Annotated in this window: 19 protein-coding genes; 8 read left to right on the forward strand and 11 right to left on the reverse strand. The window is 71.3% G+C overall.

Annotation, left to right across the window (positions count from 1 at the left end; genetic code table 11):
• Positions 1-122: 122 nt before the first annotated feature.
• Both XM48_RS04390 and ddaH read right to left on the reverse strand, forming a co-directional pair.
• Entirely contained in the window at positions 123-1,379 is a 1,257-nt protein-coding gene (locus tag XM48_RS04390; RefSeq protein ID WP_046454579.1) for an MFS transporter, read from the reverse strand.
• Positions 1,372-2,142 carry a dimethylargininase gene (ddaH, locus tag XM48_RS04395; protein WP_046454580.1) on the reverse strand — a complete coding sequence of 257 codons (771 nt, stop codon included), beginning with the start codon at positions 2,140-2,142 and terminating at the stop codon, positions 1,372-1,374. Before ddaH ends, XM48_RS04390 begins: the two co-directional genes overlap by 8 nt.
• Positions 2,143-2,300: 158 nt before the next feature.
• Here ddaH and XM48_RS04400 point away from each other — a divergent pair, with 158 nt between their 5' ends.
• The 6 genes from XM48_RS04400 (at position 2,301) to XM48_RS04425 (ending at position 10,325) form a co-directional block, all read left to right on the forward strand.
• A complete protein-coding gene (locus tag XM48_RS04400; protein ID WP_046454581.1) occupies positions 2,301-3,887 on the forward strand; it encodes an AMP-binding protein in 1,587 nt (528 codons plus the stop codon).
• Between the two features lie 120 nt (positions 3,888-4,007).
• Positions 4,008-6,176, forward strand: a complete 2,169-nt coding sequence (locus XM48_RS04405; RefSeq protein WP_084820983.1) for an ATP-dependent Clp protease ATP-binding subunit — start codon at positions 4,008-4,010, stop codon at positions 6,174-6,176.
• A gap of 243 nt (positions 6,177-6,419) precedes the next feature.
• On the forward strand, positions 6,420-7,388 hold the full coding sequence (locus XM48_RS04410) for an aldo/keto reductase (protein WP_046454582.1): 969 nt from the start codon (positions 6,420-6,422) through the stop codon (positions 7,386-7,388).
• Positions 7,375-8,277: an MBL fold metallo-hydrolase gene (locus XM48_RS04415; RefSeq protein WP_084820984.1), complete on the forward strand. Its 903-nt coding sequence runs from the start codon at positions 7,375-7,377 to the stop codon at positions 8,275-8,277. Before XM48_RS04410 ends, XM48_RS04415 begins: the two co-directional genes overlap by 14 nt.
• Positions 8,278-8,342: 65 nt before the next feature.
• The gene (locus XM48_RS04420) at positions 8,343-9,032 is read left to right on the forward strand and encodes a TrmH family RNA methyltransferase (RefSeq protein ID WP_231580800.1); all 690 of its coding nucleotides are present in this window, start codon (positions 8,343-8,345) and stop codon (positions 9,030-9,032) included.
• 36 nt (positions 9,033-9,068) lie between these two features.
• Positions 9,069-10,325: an ATP-binding protein gene (locus XM48_RS04425; protein WP_046454583.1), complete on the forward strand. Its 1,257-nt coding sequence runs from the start codon at positions 9,069-9,071 to the stop codon at positions 10,323-10,325.
• Positions 10,326-10,332: 7 nt separating this feature from the next.
• On the opposite strand, the gene efeB is transcribed toward XM48_RS04425, so the two are convergent.
• From efeB to efeU, 3 genes are all read right to left on the reverse strand, one after another.
• Positions 10,333-11,694 (reverse strand): iron uptake transporter deferrochelatase/peroxidase subunit, encoded by a 1,362-nt coding sequence (gene efeB / locus XM48_RS04430; RefSeq protein ID WP_052961289.1) that lies wholly within the window; start codon positions 11,692-11,694, stop codon positions 10,333-10,335.
• Positions 11,695-11,711: 17 nt separating this feature from the next.
• Positions 11,712-12,953, reverse strand: a complete 1,242-nt coding sequence (efeO, locus tag XM48_RS04435) for an iron uptake system protein EfeO (RefSeq protein WP_046454584.1) — start codon at positions 12,951-12,953, stop codon at positions 11,712-11,714.
• A gap of 85 nt (positions 12,954-13,038) precedes the next feature.
• Positions 13,039-14,094 carry an iron uptake transporter permease EfeU gene (gene efeU / locus XM48_RS04440; RefSeq protein WP_231580801.1) on the reverse strand — a complete coding sequence of 352 codons (1,056 nt, stop codon included), beginning with the start codon at positions 14,092-14,094 and terminating at the stop codon, positions 13,039-13,041.
• 134 nt (positions 14,095-14,228) lie between these two features.
• Here efeU and XM48_RS04445 point away from each other — a divergent pair, with 134 nt between their 5' ends.
• The gene (locus XM48_RS04445; protein ID WP_046454585.1) at positions 14,229-14,495 is read left to right on the forward strand and encodes a hypothetical protein; all 267 of its coding nucleotides are present in this window, start codon (positions 14,229-14,231) and stop codon (positions 14,493-14,495) included.
• Positions 14,496-14,537: 42 nt separating this feature from the next.
• Here the strand turns inward: XM48_RS04445 and XM48_RS04450 are convergent, their stop codons facing one another.
• The 4 genes from XM48_RS04450 to XM48_RS04465 form a co-directional block, all read right to left on the reverse strand.
• The gene (locus tag XM48_RS04450) at positions 14,538-17,783 is read right to left on the reverse strand and encodes a DUF11 domain-containing protein (protein ID WP_046454586.1); all 3,246 of its coding nucleotides are present in this window, start codon (positions 17,781-17,783) and stop codon (positions 14,538-14,540) included.
• A 191-nt stretch (positions 17,784-17,974) separates the two neighbouring features.
• Positions 17,975-18,748: an anti-sigma factor domain-containing protein gene (locus XM48_RS04455; protein ID WP_046454587.1), complete on the reverse strand. Its 774-nt coding sequence runs from the start codon at positions 18,746-18,748 to the stop codon at positions 17,975-17,977.
• A complete protein-coding gene (locus tag XM48_RS04460; protein WP_046454598.1) occupies positions 18,745-19,332 on the reverse strand; it encodes a sigma-70 family RNA polymerase sigma factor in 588 nt (195 codons plus the stop codon). Before XM48_RS04460 ends, XM48_RS04455 begins: the two co-directional genes overlap by 4 nt.
• Positions 19,333-19,382: 50 nt before the next feature.
• On the reverse strand, positions 19,383-21,104 hold the full coding sequence (locus XM48_RS04465; RefSeq protein WP_046454588.1) for a cytochrome c biogenesis protein DipZ: 1,722 nt from the start codon (positions 21,102-21,104) through the stop codon (positions 19,383-19,385).
• A gap of 159 nt (positions 21,105-21,263) precedes the next feature.
• Between XM48_RS04465 and XM48_RS04470 the strand changes: the two genes are divergently transcribed.
• On the forward strand, positions 21,264-21,944 hold the full coding sequence (locus XM48_RS04470; protein WP_046454589.1) for a fasciclin domain-containing protein: 681 nt from the start codon (positions 21,264-21,266) through the stop codon (positions 21,942-21,944).
• A 94-nt stretch (positions 21,945-22,038) separates the two neighbouring features.
• Here XM48_RS04470 and XM48_RS04475 read toward each other — a convergent pair whose 3' ends face one another.
• Together XM48_RS04475 and XM48_RS16830 are read right to left on the reverse strand one after the other, a co-directional pair.
• Complete coding sequence (locus XM48_RS04475) at positions 22,039-22,647, reverse strand: histidine phosphatase family protein (RefSeq protein ID WP_052961290.1); 609 nt, start codon at positions 22,645-22,647, stop codon at positions 22,039-22,041.
• 60 nt (positions 22,648-22,707) lie between these two features.
• The coding region (locus tag XM48_RS16830) for an LPXTG cell wall anchor domain-containing protein (RefSeq protein WP_156174923.1) at positions 22,708-23,256 on the reverse strand (549 nt) is incomplete at its 5' end.

Consider the following 23,256-nt stretch of genomic DNA (forward strand, 5'->3'; position numbering starts at 1 on the left):
GTCGAAGAACCCTCGAAAACCCGCGCTTTTGGCCCGATTCTCGTCAGCGGGACCGGCTTTCGACACCGGAGCCGTTCCCCGGGCAAGCGCACGCCGCTCGCCCGAGACCCGGAGTGTCCGTACTACCGGGGGTCGAGCACCCGGCGTTCGCCGCGCACCGCGAGACCGGCCACGATCCCGGTGGCCGAGGCGAGCAGCACGACGGCGAGCGGAAGCAGCCATCCGCCGGTCAGCTCGTGGGCGAGGCCGAAGAGGATCGGCCCGAGCCCGGCCAGCAGGTAGCCGACCGACTGCGCCATGCCCGACAGCGCGGACGACGCCGCGTGGCTGGCGGCGCGCTGTGCCATGAGCGTGAGGCTGATGCTCAGCGCGCTCCCGCAGGAGAGTCCAGCGAGCGCGAGCCAGAGCGCGGGGACGGCGTCGGGCAGCAGCACGATCCCCACCGAACCGATGACGCAGAGGATCGGCGGGACGATCGGAAGGATCGCGCGCAGCCGGGTGCGGGCGAGGAACGGGGCGGCGAGCGATCCGAGCACGCCGCAGACGTGGAACAGCATGACGTCGATGCCCGCGGCGACGGGTGGCACGGAGCGCGAGAGCTCGATGGGTGCCAGCCAGGTCGCGAACACGTAGAAGTTCCAGGACTGCATGCCCATGTAGATCGCGATCCACCAGGCGAGCGGGTCGCGCCAGATCCGGCGGCCGACCTGCTCGTCGGACGGCGTCTCGGCGCCGGTCGCGGCACGGGCGGCCCCGCGTCCCCCGAGGATCCCGCGCCGGTGCGTCACTGCCCAGGCGACGAGTGCGATCGGCACGACGAGGCCGCTCGCGAGGAGTGCGATGCGCCAGCCGAGCGACTCTCCGCCGGCCGGGGCGAGGCGCGAGATCGGCACCACGAGCCCGGCCGAGATCGCGGCGGCCCCGCCGAGCAGCGCCGAGTAGACGCCCATCACCAGGGGGATCCGGGAACCGAAGTCGCGTCTGATCGTGACGGGCAGCAGGACGTTGGCGACGGCGAGCGCCGCTCCGATGAGGCAGGTGCCCAGCCACAGGTTCAGCGAGGGCCCGGGCAGCGACCGCCAGACGGTCCCGGCGGCGAGCACGAGCAGCGACCAGGCGACCGCGGCGTCGGTGCCGATCCGCGTGGCGAGCCCGTGCGCCAGCGGCGACACGAGCCCCCACGCGATCAGCGGGATCGATGCGAGCAGACCGAGCGCGGCGGGCGTGGTGCCCTGCGAAGCCGCGATCTCGTCGAGCAGCGGCCCGACACCCGTGATCGTCATGCGCATGTTGAGCGCGACGAGGCAGACGGTGACGAAGAGGGCGATCCAGTGCCGCGGGGCGGCGCCGGCGCTCAGGCCGCCGCGGGGGTCAGACAAGCGCGCGCACGCGGACCGACAGGCAGGTCGGGCAGCCCTCGAGCTTCTCGTACTCCGAGATCTCGACCTCGGTGACGGTGTAGCCGAAGTCGCGCAGCATCGCGGCGGTGCGCGGGGCGGAGGCCGAGATGATCAGCTCGCTCTCGCTCAGGCAGACGACCGCGGTGCCGTGCGGCTCGGGCACGGGCACGAAGCGCTCGAAGATCGCGGGGTCGTCGACGAAATCGGGGAAGCCGATCACGGTGCCGTCGGGCAGAGCGGTGACGGCGGTCTTGAGGTGCAGCACCTTGGTGACGGGAACGGCGACGACCTTGCCGCCGAGCGGCGCGAGGATCGCGCGCAGCTGGGCGACGCCTTCGGCGTTGGTGCGGCCGCCGCGGCCGACGTAGACGGTGTCGCCGATCTTGAGCACGTCGCCGCCGTCGAGAGTGCCGGGCTCGCGGATCTCGGCGATGGGGCAGCCGAGGGCTTCGAGCGCCTTGCGGGTGCCCGCGGTCTCGGGCTTGCGACTGTCGGCGCCGGGGCGGCTGATCACGGCGACGTTGCGGAACATGACGACCGTGTCCTCGATGAAGACCGAGTCGGGGCAGTCGTCGGCGGGCTCGACCTCGATGGTCTGCCAGCCGTGCGACTGGAGTGCCGCCACGTAGCCGCGCCACTGCTCGCGGGCCCGTTCCAGATCGACCGCGACCTTCTCGATGTGGTCGACGATGCCGTCGTCGAGAAGGGGGCTGGGCTGGCGGACGAGTGCGATGCGCGACATGGCTGGGGCTCCTCTGCGGGTGGCTCGATGGGGGATAGCTCCAGGCTATCGCCGACGGGAGGCATCGCCGTTGGCGCGGGGCCACGGAACCGGATGGGCACCGTTGCGCGGGGTGGGCGCATCGCCGAGGATGAGCGGGACGAGTCAAAGGAGACAACGTGACGTTCAGCAGCCCCTACGGGGAGATCGAGATCCCGAACATTTCCATCACCGACGCCGTGTTCGGCGGGTTGACCGAGGCGGAGCTGGGGCGGGTCGCCCTGGTCGACGGGCCGAGCGGTGCCGAGACGACGTACGCCGAGCTGCGCGGCCAGGTGCTGGCGATCGCGGGCGGCCTCGCCTCCCGCGGCATCGGGGTGGGCGACGTGGTGGCGCTGCACGCGCCGAACGTTCCCGCGTTCGTCGCTGCGTTCCACGGGATCCTGCGCGCCGGAGCCACGGTGACCCCGGTGGCGGCGCTGTCGACGGCCGAGGATCTCGCCCGGCAGCTGCAGGATTCGGGCGCGGTCCTGCTGCTCACCGTCTCGCCGCTGCTGCCGAATTCGGGCCCGGGCGCCGAGGCCGCGCGTCTGGCGAAGGACCGCGTGATCGTGCTCGACGGCGCCGAGGGCTACGCGAGCCTGCGCGACCTGGCGGGCGGCGGGCACGCCGCCCCGGAGGTGTCGTTCGATCCGGCGACCCAGCTCGCGGTGATCCCGTACTCCTCGGGAACCACGGGGCGGCCGAAGGGCGTCATGCTCACGCACCGCAACCTCGTCGCCAACGTGCTGCAGTCGAATCCGGCGATCGGGCTCGACGCGCACGATCGCGTGCTGGCGGTGCTCCCGTTCACGCACATCTACGGGCTCACGGTGCTGCTGAACCTCGCGCTGCGCGAGCGGGCGACGCTGGTCACGGTGCCGAAGTTCGATCTGCCGGAGTTCCTGCGGATCATCCAGGACCAGCGTACGACCGCCGTGTTCGTGGCGCCGCCGATCGCGGTGGCGCTGGCGAAGCATCCGATCGTCGCCCAGTACGACCTGTCGGCGGTCGAGTTCGTGCTGTCGGGTGCGGCCGCGCTGGACTCGAGCCTCGCGAAGGCGGTGGGGGATCGCCTCGAGACCCTCGTGCTGCAGGGCTACGGCATGACCGAGATGAGCCCGGTCTCGCACGTGATCCCGCGCGACCGTCCCGACATCGACCGCGGTTCGATCGGGGCCCTGGTAGCGAACACCGAGATGCGCATCGTCGACATCGAGACGGGGGAGGAGATCGGGCGGCCCGAGACGGGGCGCAGCCTGCCCGGCGAACTGCTGATCCGGGGTCCCCAGGTGATGGTCGGGTACCTGAACAACGCGGAGGCGACCTCGGCGACGCTCGAGCCGGACGGGTTCCTGCACACGGGCGACATCGTCGAGATCGACGCCGACGGGCAGGTGTTCGTGGTCGACCGACTCAAGGAGCTCATCAAGTACAAGGGCTACCAGGTGCCGCCGGCTGAGCTCGAGGCGCTGCTGCTCACGCACCCGGCGATCGCCGACGCCGCGGTCGTGGCGCTCCCGCACGAGGAGGCCGGCGAGGTACCGAAGGCGTTCGTGGTGCTGCAGGAGAACGCCTCGCTCACGGCGGAGGAGGTCATGGCGTTCGTCGCGGAGCACGTCGCGGCGCACAAGAAGGTCCGCGCGGTCGAGTTCATCGACGTGATCCCCAAGTCGAGCTCCGGCAAGATCCTGCGAAAGGACCTGCGGGTTCGGGACGCGGGGTAGCGCCGCCGCGGGTCCCGGCGTAAACTTGAGTCAACTGAACTCAAGTTTGCGATGTCGCGGGTGCTCGGGTCGGCCGGCACTCGCGACATCGCGCCCGTCTGCTGAACAGAGAGGACCCAGATGCAGGCCAATTGGACGCCCGCCCAGGGCGAAGAAGGTGCGCAGAGCGCGCTCGAGCAGTTCGGCGTCAACCTCACCGAGGTCGCCCGGACCGGCAAGCTCGACCCCGTCATCGGCCGTGACGCCGAGATCCGCCGCGTGAGCCAGGTGCTCACCCGGCGCACCAAGAACAACCCCGTGCTGATCGGCGAGCCCGGCGTCGGCAAGACCGCGGTCGTCGAGGGCCTCGCCCAGCGCATCGTCGCGGGCGACGTCGCCGAGTCCCTGAAGGACAAGGAGCTGATCTCCCTCGACATCTCGGCGCTCATCGCCGGCGCGAAGTACCGCGGCGAGTTCGAGGAGCGCATGAAGGCGGTGCTGCAGGAGATCAAGGACTCCGATGGCAAGATCATCACCTTCATCGACGAGCTGCACACCCTCATGGGCGCCGGCGGAGGCGAATCCTCCGTCGCGGCCTCGCAGATGCTGAAGCCGATGCTCGCCCGCGGCGAGCTGCGGCTCATCGGCGCGACGACGCTCGACGAGTACCGCGAGTACATCGAGAAGGACGCCGCGCTCGAGCGGCGGTTCCAGCAGGTCTACGTCGGCGAGCCCTCCGTCGAGGACACGGTCGCGATCCTCCGCGGCCTCAAGGAGCGCTACGAGGCGCACCACAAGGTCACGATCGCCGACTCGGCGCTCGTCGCCGCGGCCTCGCTGAGCGACCGCTACATCACGGCCCGGCAGCTGCCCGACAAGGCGATCGACCTCATCGATGAAGCGGCGAGCCGCCTGCGCATGGAGATCGACTCGGCCCCGGTCGAGATCGACGAGCTGCGCCGCGCGGTCGACCGCATGAAGCTCGAGGAACTGGCGCTCAAGAAGGAGAAGGACGAGGCCTCGAAGGAGCGCCTCGCGAAGCTGCGCGGCGACCTCGCCGTGAAGCAGGCGGATCTCGACGTGCTCGAAGCGCGGTGGGAGCGCGAGCGCGCAGCGCTGAACCGTACGGGCGAGCTGCGCGAGCAGCTCGACCGTCTGCGCATGGACGCCGAGCGCTCCCAGCGCGAGGGCAACCTCGAGCGTGCGTCGAAGCTGCTCTACGGCGAGATCCCGGTGATCGAGAAGCAGCTCGCCGAGGCCGAACGGGCCGAGCACGAGGCCGAGGCCGCCGGGGGCGGCGAGCCGCCCATGGTCAACGACCAGGTCACCGACGAGGACATCGCGGGCGTGGTCGCGGCCTGGACGGGGATCCCCGTCGGGCGCCTGCTGCAGGGCGAGACGGAGAAGCTGCTCGCGCTCGAGAGCGAACTGGGTCGCCGGCTCATCGGCCAGACCGACGCGGTGCGCGCGGTGAGCGATGCCGTGCGGCGCACCCGCGCAGGCATCGCCGATCCGAACCGGCCCACCGGCTCCTTCCTGTTCCTCGGTCCGACGGGTGTCGGCAAGACGGAGCTCGCGAAGGCCCTGGCCGAGTTCCTCTTCGACGACGAGCACGCGATGATCCGCATCGACATGAGCGAGTACGGCGAGAAGCACTCGGTGTCCCGGCTGGTCGGCGCCCCTCCCGGGTACGTCGGCTACGAGCAGGGCGGTCAGCTGACGGAGGCCGTGCGGCGCCGGCCGTACTCGGTCGTGCTGCTCGACGAGGTCGAGAAGGCGCACCCCGAGGTGTTCGACGTGCTCCTGCAGGTGCTCGACGACGGTCGTCTGACCGACGGCCAGGGGCGCACGGTCGACTTCCGCAACGTGATCCTGATCCTCACCTCCAACCTGGGCTCGCAGTACCTCATCGATCCCGAGCTTGACTGGGGCGAGAAGGAATCGGCGGTGCGCGAGACGGTGCGCCGGGCGTTCAAGCCCGAGTTCATCAACCGGCTCGACGAGATGGTGATCTTCCGGCCGCTCTCCGAAGCGGACCTGGCGCAGATCGTCGAGCTGTCGGTCGACCGGCTGCAGGCCAGGCTCGCGCCGCGCCGGCTCACCGTCGCGGTCACGCCCGAGGCCCGCACCTGGTTGGCGCAGACCGGGTACGACCCGGTCTACGGCGCGCGTCCCCTGCGTCGGCTCATGCAGCGCGAGATCGAGGATCGGCTCGCGCGGGCGATCCTGTCGGGCGAGGTGCGCGACGGCGGCACGGTCCGTGTCGACGTCGCCCCCGACGGCGAATCGCTGGCGGTCGCGGCGGTCTAGCGGCGCCGGTCGGGCTCCGGCCCCCCGCCCCGTCCGCCCAGCCCGACCCGCCCCCGCCCGCCGAGATTGCAGTTGTGCATGGAATAGCGCCCCATTCCATGCACAACTGCAATCTCGGCTCCGCGCACGCACGCCATCCTGACCCGCCGCTCAGCACGGGGGAATAGCGTGGAGGGTGTCCGCGCTGCACCCGACGTGCGCGCATCCGCGCGGCCCGCATCGACTCGCGAAGGAGCGTCCTCCATGACCATCGCCCGCACCCGCATCGGATCCTCGGAGCTCGAGATCGCTCCCCTCGCCCTCGGCGGCAACGTGTTCGGCTGGACGGCCGACCGGGACGCATCGTTCGGGGTGCTCGACGCGTTCGTCGCCGGCGGCGGCGACTTCATCGACACCGCCGACGGCTACTCGCACTGGGCTCCGGGCAACGGTGGCGGCGAGTCCGAGCGCCTCATCGGCGAGTGGGTGCGGGACCGCGGTGCGCGCGATCGCGTCGTCGTCGCGACGAAGGTCTCGACCCACCCCGAGTTCTCGGGGCTGTCCGCGGCGAACGTGCGCGCGGCGGCCGACGCGTCGCTCGAGCGGCTCGGCACCGACCGGATCGATCTCTACTATGCGCACTTCGACGACGCCGAGACGCCGCTCGCCGAGACCGTCGCCGCGTTCTCGGAGCTGGTCGATGCGGGCAAGGTCCGCGCGATCGGCGTCTCGAACTACACGGCCGAGCGGATCGACGAGTGGTTCCGCATCGCGCGGGAGGGCGGCTACCACCTGCCCGTCGCGCTGCAGCCTCACTACAACCTGATGGAGCGCGACTTCGAGACGAACGGCCTGCGCGACGCGGCCGAACGCGAGGGCCTCTCGGTGTTCCCGTACTTCTCGCTCGCGAAGGGATTCCTCGCGGGCAAGTACCGCGACGCGATGGACGTGAACAGCGCCTCGGCGAGCCCGCGCGCCGAGGACGCCGCGGCGTACCTCGACGCGCGAGGTCTCGCGGTGCTCGCCGGGCTCGACCAGCTGGCGGAGCTGCACCGGGTGCCGGTCGCCGCGATCTCGCTCGCGTGGCTGCGGCAGCAGCCGACCGTCGCGGCGCCGATCGCGAGCGCGCGCAACACGGATCAGCTGCCCGCCCTGCTCGACTCGCTCGAGGTCGAGCTGAGCCGGGCCGAACTGGACCTGCTGAGCGCGGCGTCCACCGATGCCGACCGCTGACCCCTTCACCGTGGATCCGTCGGTTCCCGAGCCGCTCGTCGGCCAACGGCACTCGGCCGAACCGCTCGGCGTCCGGTGGATCCACGGCTCCCCGTCGGCGAAGCACAACACCGACCCGGATCTGCAGGTGCACTGGGTGGATCCGCACACCGCGATCCTCCGCCAGAACAAGGCGATCGACTACGAGGCGCCCTTCCTGTTCCTGCTGTTCGGCGAGGCGCGTGCGGTGCTGATCGACACGGGTGCGACCGCCGATCCGGATCTGCTGCCCCTGCGACGCACGGTCGACGAGCTGATCGAGGGCTGGCTGGGGCGGCACCCGCGGCCCGGGTACGAGCTGGTGGTGCTGCACACCCACGCGCACGGGGATCACGTGGCGGGGGACGCGCAGTTCGCGGACCGGCCGCGCACCGTGGTGGTGCCCGCGGATCGCACGGCGGCGTGGTCGTTCCTCGGGATCGCGGACGACGACGCGGCCGCCGAGCCCGGTCGGGTCGAGCTCGGCGGCCGCGTCCTACTCGCCATCGGCGCACCCGGGCACGAGCGGTCGGCGGTCGTGTTCTACGATCCCTGGACCGGGTTCCTGCTGACGGGCGACACCGTCTACCGGGGGCGGCTCTACGTCGACGACTGGGCGGCCTACTCGCGCACCATCGATCGGTTGATCGCGTTCGCGCAGGAGCACCCGGTGACGCTCGTGCTCGGCTGCCACATCGAGATGACCTCCGAGCCCGGCGTCGACTACCCGATCCGCACCACGTACCAGCCTGACGAGCCGCCGCTCGAGTTGCCGCCCGAGGTGCTGGGGCGGATCCGGGCGGTGCTCGACGCGGTGGGCGACGCGCCCGCGCGTCGTGCCGACGGCGACTTCATCATCTGGCCGGAATGATCGGCGGGACTCCGCGTGCGGCGGGGGCGCCGACGCCGCAGCCGGGGATCCGGGAGAATGCTCGGGTGACCGAACAGCATCCCGAGCGCACCACCGCAGGCGTCGGCCCCTGGCCGGGCGGCCCCGAGGCCTGGCCCGACGACAAGCACTACGACCCCGAACTGCTGGAGCACGGCGACTCCCGCAACGTGATCGACCGCTACCGGTACTGGCGCATGGAGGCGATCGTCGCCGACCTCGACGAGCACCGGCACCCGTTCCACGTGGCGATCGAGAACTGGCAGCACGACATGAACATCGGGTCGATCGTGCGCAGTGCGAACGCCTTCGGCGCGGACACCGTGCACATCGTGGGCCGACGGCGATGGAACAAGCGGGGCGCCATGGTGACCGACCGCTACCAGCACGTGCAGTACCACGCCGACGTCGCCGAGCTCGCCGCGTGGGCCGAGGCGAACGGGCTGCCGATCATCGCGATCGACAACGTGCCGGGCTGCGTGCCGGTCGAGACCTTCGCGTGGCCCGAGCGCTGCATCATGCTCTTCGGGCAGGAGGGACCCGGGCTGACGGACGACGCGGTGGCCGCGGCCGAGGCCGTGGTCGAGATCACGCAGTACGGGTCCACGAGGTCCATCAACGCCTCGGCGGCGGCCGCGGTGTCGATGTTCAGCTGGGTGACGCAGCGCTCGGCGCTCGTGCCGGGCGGCCCGTCCCGCCCGGGGGTGGGGCCCGAGAGCGCGCCAGGATCGCGATAAAGTTATCAAGATCCATCCGGCTGATAAAGTTATCGAATGAGGAGCTCGCTCAACAACCCGTTCAGCCCCGGATCCGACATCGTCCCCGAGGTCTGGGCCGGCCGCAGCGAGCAGCTGAGCGACTGGCGCGATGTCGTCCGTCCGCGTCGGATCGTCGGACTTCCCGAGCGCGGGCGCACGATCCTCGGCGAGCCCGGGCTCGGGAAGTCGTCCCTGGTGCGCCGCATCGCGCAGACCGCCGCGGCGCACGGGGACTGGGTGACGCCCCAGCTCCGGATCCCCTCGGGTGCGGATCCGCTGAAGCTCGTCGCGGAGGCGATCCTGCGGCTCGCCGAGACCGCGGGGCTGTCCTCGAAACCCGCGAACGAGATCGCGGCGGCGCTCGCCCGGGTCCGGGCGGTCGCGGCCGCCGGGATCTCGCTCACCCTGCAGGGCGCCGAGGGCCCGGATCCCTACCGTGCCCTAACCGACCTCCTCATCGAAGTCGGGCGCGCGGCGATCCGCCGAGGCGACGTCGTGGCGCTGATCCACATCGACGAGGTGCAGAACATCACCGACGAGCACGCGCTCTCGCAGCTGCTCATCGCGCTGGGCGACGCGCTCACGCACGAGATCGAGGTCGAGGTGCCGGGCGGCAACCGGGTGCTGCGATCGTTGCCGATCGCCGTCTACCTGACCGGTCTCCCCGACTTCGAGGACATGACGGGTGCGCGCAAGGGGGCGACATTCGCCCGGCGGTTCAAGACCACCACGCTGACCGCGATCGACGAGGAGGAGCTCGCCGAGGCGCTGCAGGGCTTCGTGCTCGCGGGTCGGAGCATCGCCGTGCCGGACGGCGGGATCGAACGGATCCGCATGGACCCCGCGGCGGCCGCCGCGATCGTCGACCTGTGCCGGGGCGAGCCGTTCCTGTTCCAGCTCGCGGGGGAGCAGGCCTGGTACGCCGGCACCGGCCCCCTCATCACCGAGGAGCAGGTGCTCGCCGGCTGGCGGAGCGCCAGCCGGGAGGCCGGCGCTCACGTCGAGCGGATCCTGAACCGGCTGCCCGAGCGTGAGAAGCAGTTCCTCGAGGCCATGGCGGAGCTGCCCCCGAAGGAGCGGACGCTCACGCGGATCGCGGCCGACGCGGGCTTCGCGAAGGCGACCGATGCCGGTCCCACCGCGCAGCGCCTCGACACGGTGCGGGGGATCATCTCGCGGGGCAAGCCGTACACGTTCCGACATCGGGCGGTCGAGGCCTATCTGACGAGCGAGTGGCCCGATGCTCCGGCCGGTGCGCCCGGCGGGCGCTGAGCCGCGCTCAGTCGAACAGGGCCTGGCCGACGAATTCGCCGGCGCCGACTCCGCGGGGCACGGCCCAGAGCCCGGAGCCGACGTGGCGGATGTACTCGTTCAGCGCATCGGTCTTGAGCGCGCGCTGCACGGTCACGAACGCCGACGGGTCGCTCTGGTACGAGATGAAGAAGAGGCCGGCGCCGAGCTGGCCGAGCGGGTTGTTGCCGTCGACGTAGTTGTAGCCGCGGCGCAGCAGGCGGATCCCGTGGTTCTTCGTGGGGTGCGCGAGGCGCACGTGCGCGGCGATGTCGATCGCGGTGCCGCCGGAGGTCCGGGTGCGGGCGAAGTCGGGCTCCGTGAACTCCCCGCCCCCCGAGAGCGGTCCGCCCTCGCCCTTGGTGCGCCCGATCACGCGCTCCTGCTCCTGCAGCGTGGTGCGATCCCACGATTCGATGGTCATGGCGATCTTGCGCGCGACCAGGTAGCTGCCGCCGCGGATCCACTCGGGTCCGTCGGCGACCCACACGTGCTGGGCGAGGGCCTTCGTCTCCTCCGCCTTCACATTGGCGGTGCCGTCCTTGAACCCGAAGAGGTTCCGCGGCGTCTCCTGCGACTGCGAGGTGGATGAGGTGCGTCCGAAACCGAGCTGGCTCCAGACGATGCGCGCGCGGCCCATCGCGATGCGGCTGAGGTTGCGGATCGCGTGCACCGCCACCTGGGGGTCGTCCGCGCAGGCCTGCACGCAGAGATCGCCGCCGGTCGTCGCGGGGTCGAGCAGGTCGAACGCGAACGAGGGAAGCGGGGCGAACGAGGCGGGCATCCGCTCACGCAGTCCGAACGGGTCGGCCTCGGTCCCGCCGCCGCGCAGCGACCGGTCGGCGAACAGCTCCCGGCCGAGTCCGAAGGTGAGCGTGAGGTTCGACGCGCTCAGCCCCTGCGCCTCGCCCGTGTCATCGGGCGGGGCGAGCAGGGGCCCGTCGACGGCGCCCGAGCCGATGTCGCGCCCGGCGGTCAGCTCCCGGGCGGCGGCGGTCCAGTCGCGCAGCAGCGAGATGAGCTCGTCGCGGCCGGAGCTGTGCAGCATCTCGAAGGAGGCGAAGTGCAGCCGATCCTGGGCCGGGGTGACGATCCCGGCCTGGTGCGCGCCCTCGAACGGTACGACGCCCCGCGTCGCCCCTGCGATGCCGGAGCCGAGCGGTCCGGAGGCTGCGAGGGCGCTGTTCGCGACCGCGCCGGCCGCCGCGCCGACGGCGAGCCCGGCCGCACCGCCGCCGAGCATGCCGAACAGGGCGCGGCGGGAGGGCTGCGGCGCGGACTCCTCCGGAGTCCGCGGGCCTTCCTGCAGGTGCGGCTCCTGCGGCGGCTCGGGGCGAGTGGGCTCGGACATCGTCGACAGACTACCGACTACTTGGACGCGGGAAGGCCGAGCACGGTGTGCGTGAGCTTCGACAGGGGCTCGCTGAGCGCGTTCAGCTGGGCGCCGAGCTCGTTGCGGGCGTTCTGGTCGACCGTCGAGTAGTCGATGAAGCCCTTGTCGAACGAGCCGTACTGTGCGAGCAGGTCGAGCATGCCGGCGAACTGGCGGTCGAGCTCGGCGACGAGCTTCTTGCCCTCGGGGCCCTTGGCCTCGGCGATCTTCTTGACCGTGTCGAACGCGACCTGCGCGCCCTCGACGTTCGCGGTGAAGTCGTAGAGGTCGGTGTGGGCGAATTCGTTCTCCTCGCCGGGCAGCTTGCCGTCGGGGGCGGCGACCTCGTCGAGCAGGCTCACGGCGCCGTTGGTGATGTCGGCGAGGGTGAGCGTGAAGTCCTTGGAGTTCACGAGGTCGTGCAGCTTCGTCACATCGGCGACGAGCTTGTCGCCGACCTGCTTGCGGCCGGCCTGGTCGAGCGGGGCGAGCTTCTCGTTCGGGTAGTTCTTCTTGGCCTGGTCGAGCCACAGGTCCATCTCGATGCGGTGGAAGCCGGTGAAGGGGATCCCCTCGGCCTCCGCGCCGGGCTTGCGGTAGTCGATCGCCGGGTCGAGATCGCCGAACTGCGAGGCGGTGGGCTCGATGCGCTCGTAGTTCACGCGGGCCAGCGGGAACAGCTTGCGCGCCTCATCGTCCTTGCCGGCCTCGTAGGCGTCGACGAACTTCTGCACGTTCGGCAGCAGCTCGCTGGCCTGTGCCTTGACGTAGCCGACGTAGGAGGCCACGGCGGCGTCGGCCGCCTTCTGGTCGTCGCCCGAGAGCGCGGTGGCCTTGCCGGTGACGGCGAAGGCGGCCTGGCCGACGTTCGCTCCGACCATGCCGGGCTTGCACGCGGTGAAGTAGCTGCCGGGGTCGGCGACGACGGTCAGGTCGCGGGTGCTGTTCGGAGCGATGTTCTCGACCTCGCCCACGATGGAGAGCTTGTTCTCGCCGAGCAGGTAGAACTCGGTGACCTTGTCGCTCGTGTTCTTCACACGGAAGGTGACGGGGCCGCTCGGCGCTTCGGCCTTGGACACGGTGCAGGCGTCGGCGGTCGCGGTGACGTCGAGCACGGTGGTGGCGCCGCCCGCGGTTCCGGCGTTCGGCACGCAGCCGGTGAGCAGTGCGGCGACGGCGATGCCGGCCGTTCCGAGTGCGAGCGGAGCGGTGGTGCGTCGGGCGAGGCGGAGGGTCATCGGGGGTCCTGTTCTGTGGGAGGGATCGGTCTGCGGGGTCGCGCGATGCGCCGATGCCGTCGGGCACCGGGCGAGCGCGGCATCGCTAGGAGAGGGCGGGAGCGACGGTCGGTTCGGCGGGCTCGGCCGGAGCCGGCTTGGAGCCGGTCGCGGGCTGCGGGCGGGTGCGCAGCAGGAACCAGGTGAGGGTCGGGATCAGGTAGAGCGCCCAGACCAGCACCTCGAGCTTCGTCATGTCCGGCGAGAACCCGAGCGTTCCCTTGAGGATCACGCCGAGCCAGCCGTCGGGTGCGATCACGTGCGAGAGCTGGAACGCCCAGGCGGACTCGCCGTACCAGGAGGCGACGAAGGCGCCGGCTCCCGGGGGAACGGGGGCGAAGGGGCCGGGCAGTACGGCGGCCTCCTGCAGATCGTGGATCGCGTAGGCGAGCACGCCCGCGGTGAATACGACGAGGATCGCACCGCTCCAGCGGAAGAAGCGGCTGAGTCCGATGCGGAGCAGGCCGCGGGAGATCGCCCAGCCGAGGGCGGCCGCGACGAGGATCCCGGCGACCGCGGCGAGGAACCCGAGCAGAGCACCGGTGCCGGTGGCGCGGGTGGTGGCCCAGATGAAGAGCGCGGTCTCGATGCCCTCGCGGCCGACCGAGAGCAGCGCGACGGCGACGATGCCCCAGCCGGTTCCGCCGATGACCGCGTCCAGGCGGCCGCGGAGCTCGCCGCTCATGCTGCGCGATGCGCGGGCCATCCACATGATCATCCAGGTGACCATCACGACGGCGAGGAGCGAGAGGCTGCCTCCGATGATCTCCTGGGCCCGGAACGAGAGGCCGTAGGCCCCGTAGGTGAGGATCGCGCCGACGGCGAGGGAGATGCCGATGGCGACGCCGACGCCGAGCCAGATCCGGACGACGACGTCCTTGCGATCGAGCTTGCGCGCGTACGCGATCAGGATTCCGACGATGAGTGCGGCTTCGAGGCCTTCGCGGAGGCCGATGAGGAAGGTGCCGAGCATGGAGCGTGGATCTCTCGTGAGGTGGTTCTTCGGGTGCACCGGCACGGAGATGTCGGGGCGGATGCGGCGGTGCGCCGCGTGGGCGTCACTCGGGTTCGCCGAAGCGATCCCGACGCCGGCGTCCTTCATCAGATGTTAGTGAGTCGAGCCTCATTTGCCAAGATCGAGTGCTGTGAATCCTGCGCCGTCGTTCGGATCCGGACGTATCCTGAGGACAACCGGTCGCGACCGGTCGAGCCGCGGCCGCACGTGAGGTGAGTGCGATGAAGCAGAAGAAGCGGGACCGGCCGCACGCCGCGACCCTGCACGACGCCGGCACCGGGCAGGGAACGGTGCACGACCCGCACTACGGGTGGAGCACCCTCGATCACCCCGTGCTGGACGGTTCGACCGAGTCGAAGCGCGCGCAGGCCAAGGTCGAGAACGTCTATCGGGGCGTCGAGGATCCCTCGTTCGTGCACGGGATCCGCAAGCACGGTCTCGGCGTGGCCGATCCGCCCTCGGGCGTCCGCGGGCTCAGGCCGAACTGATCGCGGTGGGGGCCTGCGGCACGCCGCAGGCCCCCACCGTCCTCAGGATCGTCGCTCGGACCGATGCCTCAGCACGAGCACCAGAACGCCGGCCAGCAGGGCGCCCGCCGCAAGCGCGAATCCGGTCCAGGGCGAGCCGCCGCCCGTGGTGGACAGTCTGTTGTCCGCGCCGGAAGCGCCGGTCCCGGCCTTCGCGCCGGTCCCGGCCTTGGCGTCCGCACCGGTTCCGTTCGCGGAGGCTGAGGAGCCCGAGGCGTCGGCGTGGCCGGAGGCCCCCGATCCGCTCGATGCGTCCGCGTTGCTCGATGCGTCCGATCCGCTCGAGGCGTCCGCGCTGCTTCCTCCTCCGCCGTTCTCGATGACCCGGAGGTCGGCGCTGGCCCGGTTGTTGCCGGCCTCGGGGTCGGGGAACCGGCCGGTGATCTCCGCGGTGACGGTGCCGGAGGTTCCGGCGTCGCCCGCGGTGACCGTCAGCGGCAGGGAGCCCGAGAAGCCCTGGGGGAGCGGGGCGTCCGAGACGCAGGTCGCGGTCTGCCCGCCCCCGGCTCGATCCTCGATCGTGCACGTCCAAGCGGTCGATTCGGACGTCGACGTGCCGAGCGTGAGACCCTTCGGGGCGGTCACCGTGACGGTCGCCGCGCTGTCGCTCGGGCCGTCATTGCTGACGGTGATCGGCAGGTCCGAGGTCGCGTTCGGCGAGAGGTCTCCGCCGACGATGCGCACGCCGAGGTCTGCGACGGCGATCTCCACGCCCACGGGCATCGGCTCCGCGGCGATCTTCTGCGCGTTGTCGGCGCGCGTCGCCGAGAACGCCGCCGAGTTGAAGGCGGTCAGGGCGGCGGGAGTCGTCTGCGCGATCTCCATGCTCCAGGTCACCGGGGCTTCGTCACCCGGTGCGAGCGAGGCGCCCGCTTCCTGCACGAACCGCAGCGCGCGCACCGAGGCGTAGTCGGCGGGAGTCGCGGTCCAGTCGTCGACGCACCCGGTGGCCGACGGGTTCACCTCGGGGCGGCACGGGTTGGTCGAATCGGAGTACTCCACGGTGAACCCCGGGGGAGCGGTGACCGCGCCCTGCAGGATCGGAGTGAACTGCGAACCGCGCGGCTGGTTCGCAGTCGCCTCGCTGACACCGGTATCGCCGATGTGCGGCAGGATGTCGTACACGACGATGTCGGTGAGCGGCACGTTGCCCGTGTTGCGGATCGGCAGCGAGTAGGTGATGGCCTTGCCGGATTCGCTCGCCGCGAGCTGCGGTGCCGAGACGAACTCGGAGTCGAGGGAACCGCGCGCGACGAGGGCGGACTGCAGGGACGCGCCGGTCCCCGTGGGCACGCTGGCCACCGAGCGGGCCAGACGCGAGGCGGCGCTGCCGCCGTCTGCGATGCCGCGGTCGTCGAGCACCATCGATGCCCAGGGGTCGCTGTTCGAGCTGTCCTTGGGCACGCCGGTCATGGGAGCGGCCGGGATCGGCCCGCGAGCGTCGCCTCCGTAGAGGCGGGCTTCGATGGTTCCGGCCGGTGCGGTGGTGACGACGGTCCGGAACTCGCCGGTCCAGAGATAACCGCCCGGTTCGATAGCGGCCGAGTCGGGCCAGCGCACCTCGACGAGGTCCTGTCCGTCAACCGCCTTGGGGTGCACGGCCACCTCGGGATTCTCGAAGGCGGGATCGCTCGGCGAGTCCTGCCAGACGAAGGGTTCCTTGGCCGCCTTCGTCCCCTTGGGGACGAGGAAGTACAGCACGGGCTGCCAATCGCGATTGCCGTACACGGGGTTCGACAGACCCGCCTGCCAGGTCACGGTGTCGCCTGGTCGGAAGGTCTCCCCGCTGCTCGGCGCGTAGAGCGAGAGGTTCGGTGCGATGAAGGGATCGACGACCCGGTAGTTCCCGCAGTTCTGCGCCGAGGCCGTGCCGCCGGACGCCGAGGTCATGTCGAGCTTCGCGCACTGCTCGACCCGGTTCACCGAGGGGTCGGTGGTCGTCGCGATGAGCGAGAACTCACGAGAGCCGGGGGCTTCGACCGCGCCGAGCTCGACTTCGAAGCGGGCCAGGAGGTCGCCCTCGGGCATGCCGAGGTCGCCCATGTCGATCATCGTGTACTCGTCGCCGGCGGTCACCGTGCCCGTCTTGCCCGAGCTGCTCGTCCAGGTGAGCGTTGCGCCCTTGGGGAGCGACATTCGCGATGCGATGAGGCCGGGCGCCATATCGGAGGACATGATCGCGCTGGTGGAAGGGACCGTGCTGTTCCAGTTGTTCAGGTAGTAGCTGAACGAGTACTCCGCGCCACGGGCGACGACCCCGTTGAGATAGGAGTAGCTCGAACCGAGCACTTGCACGTGCGGCTCCAGCTTCTCGGTGAAAGCGAGGAGCTGGACGCGGCTCGTGTTCGAGGCGGCGAACGGCACGCCCGACACCGAGGAGCCCGCGACAGAGGGCTTGAGCTCGATGGTCTGCTTGTCGGCGAACACCGAGGAGGGGAACCTCAGCACGAGCTCGACCTCGCGTCGTCCGGGTTCGCCGTAGGGCTGGGCGGCCGGGGGGACGTCCTTCCAGACGATCTCGGTGGCCGAGACCGACTCGGGGGCGGGCTTCGCCGAGACGAACTCCGCTCCGGCCGGAATCTCGACGGCGTAGCGGTCGACCGTCCCGATGCCATCGGAGCCGACGGCGGACCCGTTGGTGATCGAAGCCGTCGGCTTGAAGGTGAGGTCCCGGTCCAGGTAGTTGAAGATCTGGCCGGGCCCGGCCTGCGTGGCGACGGTCGAGCCGGTCGTGGTGAGGGTCATCGTCGCCTCAGCGCTCGACGGGTCGATCGTGGCCCCCGTGGCAGAAGCGACGACCGTCAGTTTCGTGCCGTTCGGGGTGATCTGGGCGGTCGGCGTGTACCGGACTCCGAGGGTGCCCGTGGTTCCCGGGGCGAGCGGCTTCATGGCAAAGGTGACGGTGCCGTCCATTGCCACCTGCGACGACGCGACATCGTTCGAGTTCGTCGGCCGCGGCTGCTGCCACCAGTTCCATCCCCAGAGCGGCTGCGTCGCGGAGACATGCTCGGGGAGCGGGACGGTGATCGTCACGCCGTCGCAGGTCGCGGCCCCCGAGCAGGTGTAGCCGACGGTGAAGTCGGCGGCGGTGCCGGTGACCGCGGTCGGAGAATCGGCGCTCGCGGACAGGGCGAAGGAGGCGGCAGCGGGTGCGGGCGCCGCCTGCGCCGGCAGCAGCCCGCCTCCGAGTGCGCCGAGAACTCCGACGACGATAGCGGCCAGAGCGACGAATGGGGACTTGCGGAGCATGGTGATCCTTCGGTGGAGCGGGCGCCGAGGAAAATTGTGGCACCTCATAATACTGAAATATTACGTCACCTTGTCGAGTCCTGCAACCCCTCGCTCATGGCACGGGCGGTGAGACGAGGGATCGACGGCACGGCGCTTGCGGGAGAGCTGCAAACGCCGTGCCGGAACCGCCGTCCGGCGTCCGCGTGGGGTCAGGCCGAGGCGATCGCGAGGATCGGTGCGGTCGTCGGAGCTCCCGTCGGGGATCCGCCGCGATCCTCGACGGTCACCGCGACCGTGTCGCCGGGCCGGAAGTCCTTCGCGATCACCGCAGTGCGCGAGCCGCCGGGCCGCACGACCCCGAGCGAGATGGGTCGATCGCCGCGCACGATCCACAGCTCGTAGTCGTGCCCGGACGCCGCCTTCGGCAGGCCGTCCAGCACGAACACCGCCCGCTGCTCCGAGTCGGACCAGTGCAGGGTGCCGCGCGCCGCCGTGTCGGTCGTGCCGGTCGCGCTCCGCGCGTCCGGGGCGGCCTCGACCTGCTCCAGCGCGGTGGCCACCGGATCCTGCGGGAACAGGCTCTCCCGCACCCAGGGCGAGAGCCCGATGCTCAGCAGTACGGCGATCGATGCCGCCAGAGCGAACCAGCCGGCGCGTCCGCGCGCGCGGCGCGGGGCGGGTGCGGGGGTCGTCGGGGCGGGCTCCGGATCGGCCGCCGCCGCGGAACCCGATGCCGTCGGGTCCTCGGACCCCGCCTGGGGGAGTTCCGCGATGGCGTCCAGGATCGATGCGCGCACCGACGCGGGCGGCACGGCCTCCGGTACCGATCCGCCGAGGTCGGCCGCCGCCTCGCGGTCGGCATCGAGGATCGCGCGCCACTCGGGGTGCGCCTCCAGCGCCTCGGCGAAGGCGAGCTCCTCGTCGGGCGACAGCGCGTCGAGCGCGTGCGCTGCGGAGAGCTCGCGGAATTCCTGCTCGTTCATCGCGGTGCCTCCAATACGCTCCTGAGCCGGGTGAGCCCGTCCCTGATCCTGGTCTTCACGGTGCCGAGAGGTGCCCCGACGATCACGGCGATCTCGCGCTGACTGTATCCGCCGAAGTAGGCGAGCACGAGCGCTCGCCGCTGGGGTTCCGGGAGCTCGTCGAGGCCGTGCACGGCGCGGGCGCCGTCGATCCGCAGCTCCACGTCCTCCGTGACGCTCGGGGGCGGTTCCGCGGCTTCGCGAGCTCCCACCAGCAGGTCGCGACGCCGTGCCGCCTGCGCGGACCGCACCCGATCGACCGCCCGACGGTGGGCGATGGTGAGGATCCAAGCGCGGGCCCGGCCGCGGTCGGGATCGAACCCCGAGGCCGTCTGCCAGGCTTCGAGGAACACCTCCTGCAGCACCTCCTCGCTCTGCGAGCGGTCGACGAGGACCCGCAGGATGAGTCCGAAGGTGCGCGCCGCGAGCAGATCGTAGAACTCCGCGAACGCGGTGCGGTCGCCGGCCCCGGCGCGCGCGAGGGCGTCGTCGGCGGGATCGGCGCGTTCGCCGTCCTCCGGAACTTCGACTCCGTCGATCACCATCTCACCCAGCATGCCCCATTCACCTCCGTCCGTCACCGAAGCGGTGTCGATCACCCGAAGGTGAACGAGTACACCTGGACGCCGCGGGGCACGCTGAGCCGCAGCGTGCCCGCCGTGTCCTGCGCCGTCTGCAGCAGGCGGTACGACCGCGGAGTCCCGCTGACCGCGATGTCCTCCGTCGAGCCGTCGGGCAGAGTCGCGGTCAAGGTGCCGTCGCCCGAGACGACGACCCGCACCTCGCGGGCGCGGAAGTCGAGGCGGACGGTGCCGCCCGCGGCGTCGGTCGGGGCCGCGAACTGCGTCTCCACCGTCCACCGGCCGTCGAGCGCGAAGGTGTCGCGATCCTGCTTCGCGGGGAGGCCGAATGCGGCGGTGCCCTGCTCGTAGGCCTCGGTGCCGCCGAAGTTGCGGTCCTTCGACGAGCCGAGGAACGTCTCGGGCGTCGTGCTGCCCGTCTTCGGCGTGCGATCGGCCACCTCGGTTGCCTTCGGCAGCGAGGCGCTCGGGTCGGCGTCTTGCAGCAGCTCCCGGATCATCCGCTCGGTCGTGGCGTAGTCGCCCTCGCCGAACGAGATGTGCCGGACCGTGCCGCTCGCATCGATCAGGTAGTGCGCCGGCCAGTACCGGTTGCGGTAGGCGGTCCAGGTCGCGAGCGAGTTGTCGAGCGCGACGGGGTAGTCGATCCCGAATCCCTTCGCTCCCGCCGCGACGTTGGCCGGATCCTTCTCGAACGCGTACTCGGGCGAGTGGACGCCGATCACGGTGAGCCCCGCGTCGCGGTAGGCGCGATCCCACGCGACGACGTGCGGGATCGAGCGCTGGCAGTTGATGCAGGAGTAGGCCCAGAAGTCGATCAGCACCACTCGGCCGCGCAGCGAGGCGAGGTCGACGGGCGCGCCGCCGGGGGTGTTGATCCAGTCGGTGAGTCCCCGCAGCGCGGGGGCGGTTCCGCAGTCGCGCAGCTCCGGGGCGTCGTTGCCGCACTTGGCGAGGTCGCGGTTCTCGTCGGTGACGAGGCCGCCGAGGTTCAGGGCTTTGCGTCCGGCATCGCTGTCGGCCAGATCCTTCTGCAGGCCGGCCGTGTAGTCGGGCACGAGCCGTTGCAGCACCTGGGGGAGGTCGAAGGCGAGCCCCACCGAGAGCGCGATCAGCGCGATGCCTCCGGTGATGCGGATGGCGCGCTCGCGCTTGCGGAAGCCGCGGATCCGCTGGGCAACGCTGCGTCCGGCCAGCGCGAAGACGAGCAGCGGGACGGCGACGCCGATCGCGAAGGCGAGGGTCAGCAGCACCGTGCTCGGGCCGACCGTGCCCGTCGAGCCGGCGACCACGATCGCGGCGAGCACGGGGCCGGCGCAGGGCACGAACACCGTGCCGAGCGCCAGACCGGTGCCGAAGCCGGAGCCTCCCTCGCCGACCCGACGGCGAGGGAGACGTTGGAACGGGCGCTCGAGCAGCCGCTCGAACCCCGGGAAGAGCATGCCGACGCCGATCAGCAGGAGCACGGCCACGCCGGCCCAGCGGATCGTGCTCTGCGGCAGGCCGATCAGGCTCAGCAGCAGCGAGCCGAGCAGCGTCACGATCGAGAAGCTCACGACGAGGCCGGCGATGATCCAGTAGGGCCGCGCCCGTTTCGCCGGGATCACCTCGGGCAGTTCGCCGGGCAGCGCCGGCTTGGCTCCGGCGGTGAGGAAGATGACGGGGAGCACGGGGAGGATGCACGGCGAGATTCCGGTGATGAGTCCGCCGAGCAGTCCGATGAGCACGATATCCATGAGTTCTCCTCCTGTTGCCGAGCTATTCGGAGCGCCGCGCCGAACGGATTGGCGGGGCGCGCGAAAAAAGTTCCGCCGATTTCCCATCCGGTTCGCGATCCGCTCCGAACGACCTCACAAGCCGCGAAGATTCGCGGTCCCGAGACCCGAGGAGGGGCCATGTTCACTCAGAAGAAGACCGTCGGTGCCGCGTTCGCACTGCTGCTGATCGGTGCCGCCACGCTCACCGGATGTTCCATGGGAGCGTCGACGGACGGCGGAGCGAAGACCGAGACGTCGCAGTCTCCGTCGAAGGAGAGCACCCCGAGCCCGAGCAGCACGAAGATGGATCCGTCGGCGAACCTCGTCGGGCCCGGATGCGCCGCGTACGCCGCGCAGGTGCCCTCGGGCGCGGGTTCGATCCAGGGCATGTCGCAGGATCCGGTCGCGGTCGCGGCCTCGAACAATCCGATGCTGAAGACCCTCGTCGCCGCGGTCAGCGGCAAGCTGAACCCGAAGGTGAACCTGGTCGACACGCTCAACGGGGGCGAGTTCACGGTGTTCGCCCCGGTCGACGACGCCTTCGGCAAGATCGATGCGGCCACCATCGACAAGCTCAAGACCGACGACGCGCTGCTGACCTCGATCCTGACCTACCACGTGGTGCCCGGACAGATCGAGCCCTCGAAGATCGACGGGACGCACAAGACCGTGCAGGGCGGTGAGCTCACCGTCACCGGCTCGGGCGACAGCCTCAAGGTCAACGGCGCGAACGTGATCTGCGGCGGAGTGCAGACCGCCAACGCCGTGGTCTACCTGGTCGACGGTGTGCTGATGCCGCCGGCCGACGCCAAGCAGTAGCATCCGCTTCGATCCGGAGGCCGGCACCCGCGATGGCCGCGGGTGCCGGCCTCCGGCGCGTCCGGCCGCGGGGCGGCACGAGTGCTGCCGCGGATCAGGCGGGCTCGGTCAGCGGCACGACCCGCTCGACGAAGGCGAACGCAGCGGCAGGATCGTCAGCGCCCGCGCGCCAGGCGAGGCGCGTGACGGATCCGTTCGCGGCGGCGCCGGGGTAGTCCGAGAGGTCGCGGCGGCAGGCCCGCTTGACGACGGCGTTGATGAGGGCGCCGTGGCTGACGGCGACCAGGACGCCGCCCGGGTCGATCGCGACCGCGTGCGCGTGCAGCGCGCGGTGGGCGCGGGCGACGAGATCGAGCTTGGACTCCGCGCCGGGGACGTGGCCGTCGGGGAAGCGGCTCTCGAACTCCGGCCAGAGCATGCCCTCCGCGATCCCGAACCCCTGCTCGGTGAGGTCGGCGTCGAGCGCGGGCGAGGGGAGGTCGAGCGCGTCCGCGATCCGCTGCGCGGTGACGGCGGCCCGGCGGAGCGGGCTCGAGACGACGCGCAGCGGTGCGTGCGAGCGGAGCAGCTCCGCGGCGAGCACCGCGTCCAGATGGCCCTGCTCGTCGAGCTCGATGTCGGTGCGGCCCTGGATCCGGCCCTCGACGTTCCAGGGTGTGCGGCCGTGCCGCACCAGCAGGATCGTGACGGACGACTCGCTCATGCTCCAACGGTAGCGGGGGTCGGGGCCGATGTGCAGGCCCCGACCCCCGCTGCCAGGAGATCAGCCGTTGCGGTGGCGGCGGCGGCGGAGCAGCAGCCCGCCGCCCGCGGCGGCGAGTGCGAGCGCGGTGCCCGCCGCGGGCAGCAGCGATTCGGCGCCGGTCTTCGCGAGCCCGTCGCCCTCGCCCGTGCCGGATCCCGTTCCCGTGCCTGTGCTCGGCGGGGTGCTCGGGCCGGTGGTGGGCTTCGGGGTCGGCTGCTCGGTCGGCTTCGGCGTCGGGTTCGGCGTGGGCGTTCCGGCCGCGCGGTAGGCCTCGACCGCCGCATCGAGCTCGTGCGCCGCCGCGTCGATGCCGGGCTGGGGCACGTTCAGGCGATCGGACACGCCGACCGCCGAGCGCTGCGCCGCACGGAGGCGATCCGCGACCGCACGGGTGTCGTCCTTCGCCCGGGCGACGACGGGCTTCGCGGCATCGAGCGCCGCGGTGAGCGGAGCGCGATCCACCGTCGCGACGAACTGCTGCAGCGCCGAGGTGCCCTCGACGATCCGCGCGGCGGCAGCGTCGACCTCGTCCTGGGTCGCGGGCCCCGCGGCCGCGCGGGCGGCGGC

The sequence above is a fragment of the Leucobacter sp. Ag1 genome, from assembly GCF_000980875.1.
Taxonomy (GTDB): domain Bacteria; phylum Actinomycetota; class Actinomycetes; order Actinomycetales; family Microbacteriaceae; genus Leucobacter; species Leucobacter iarius.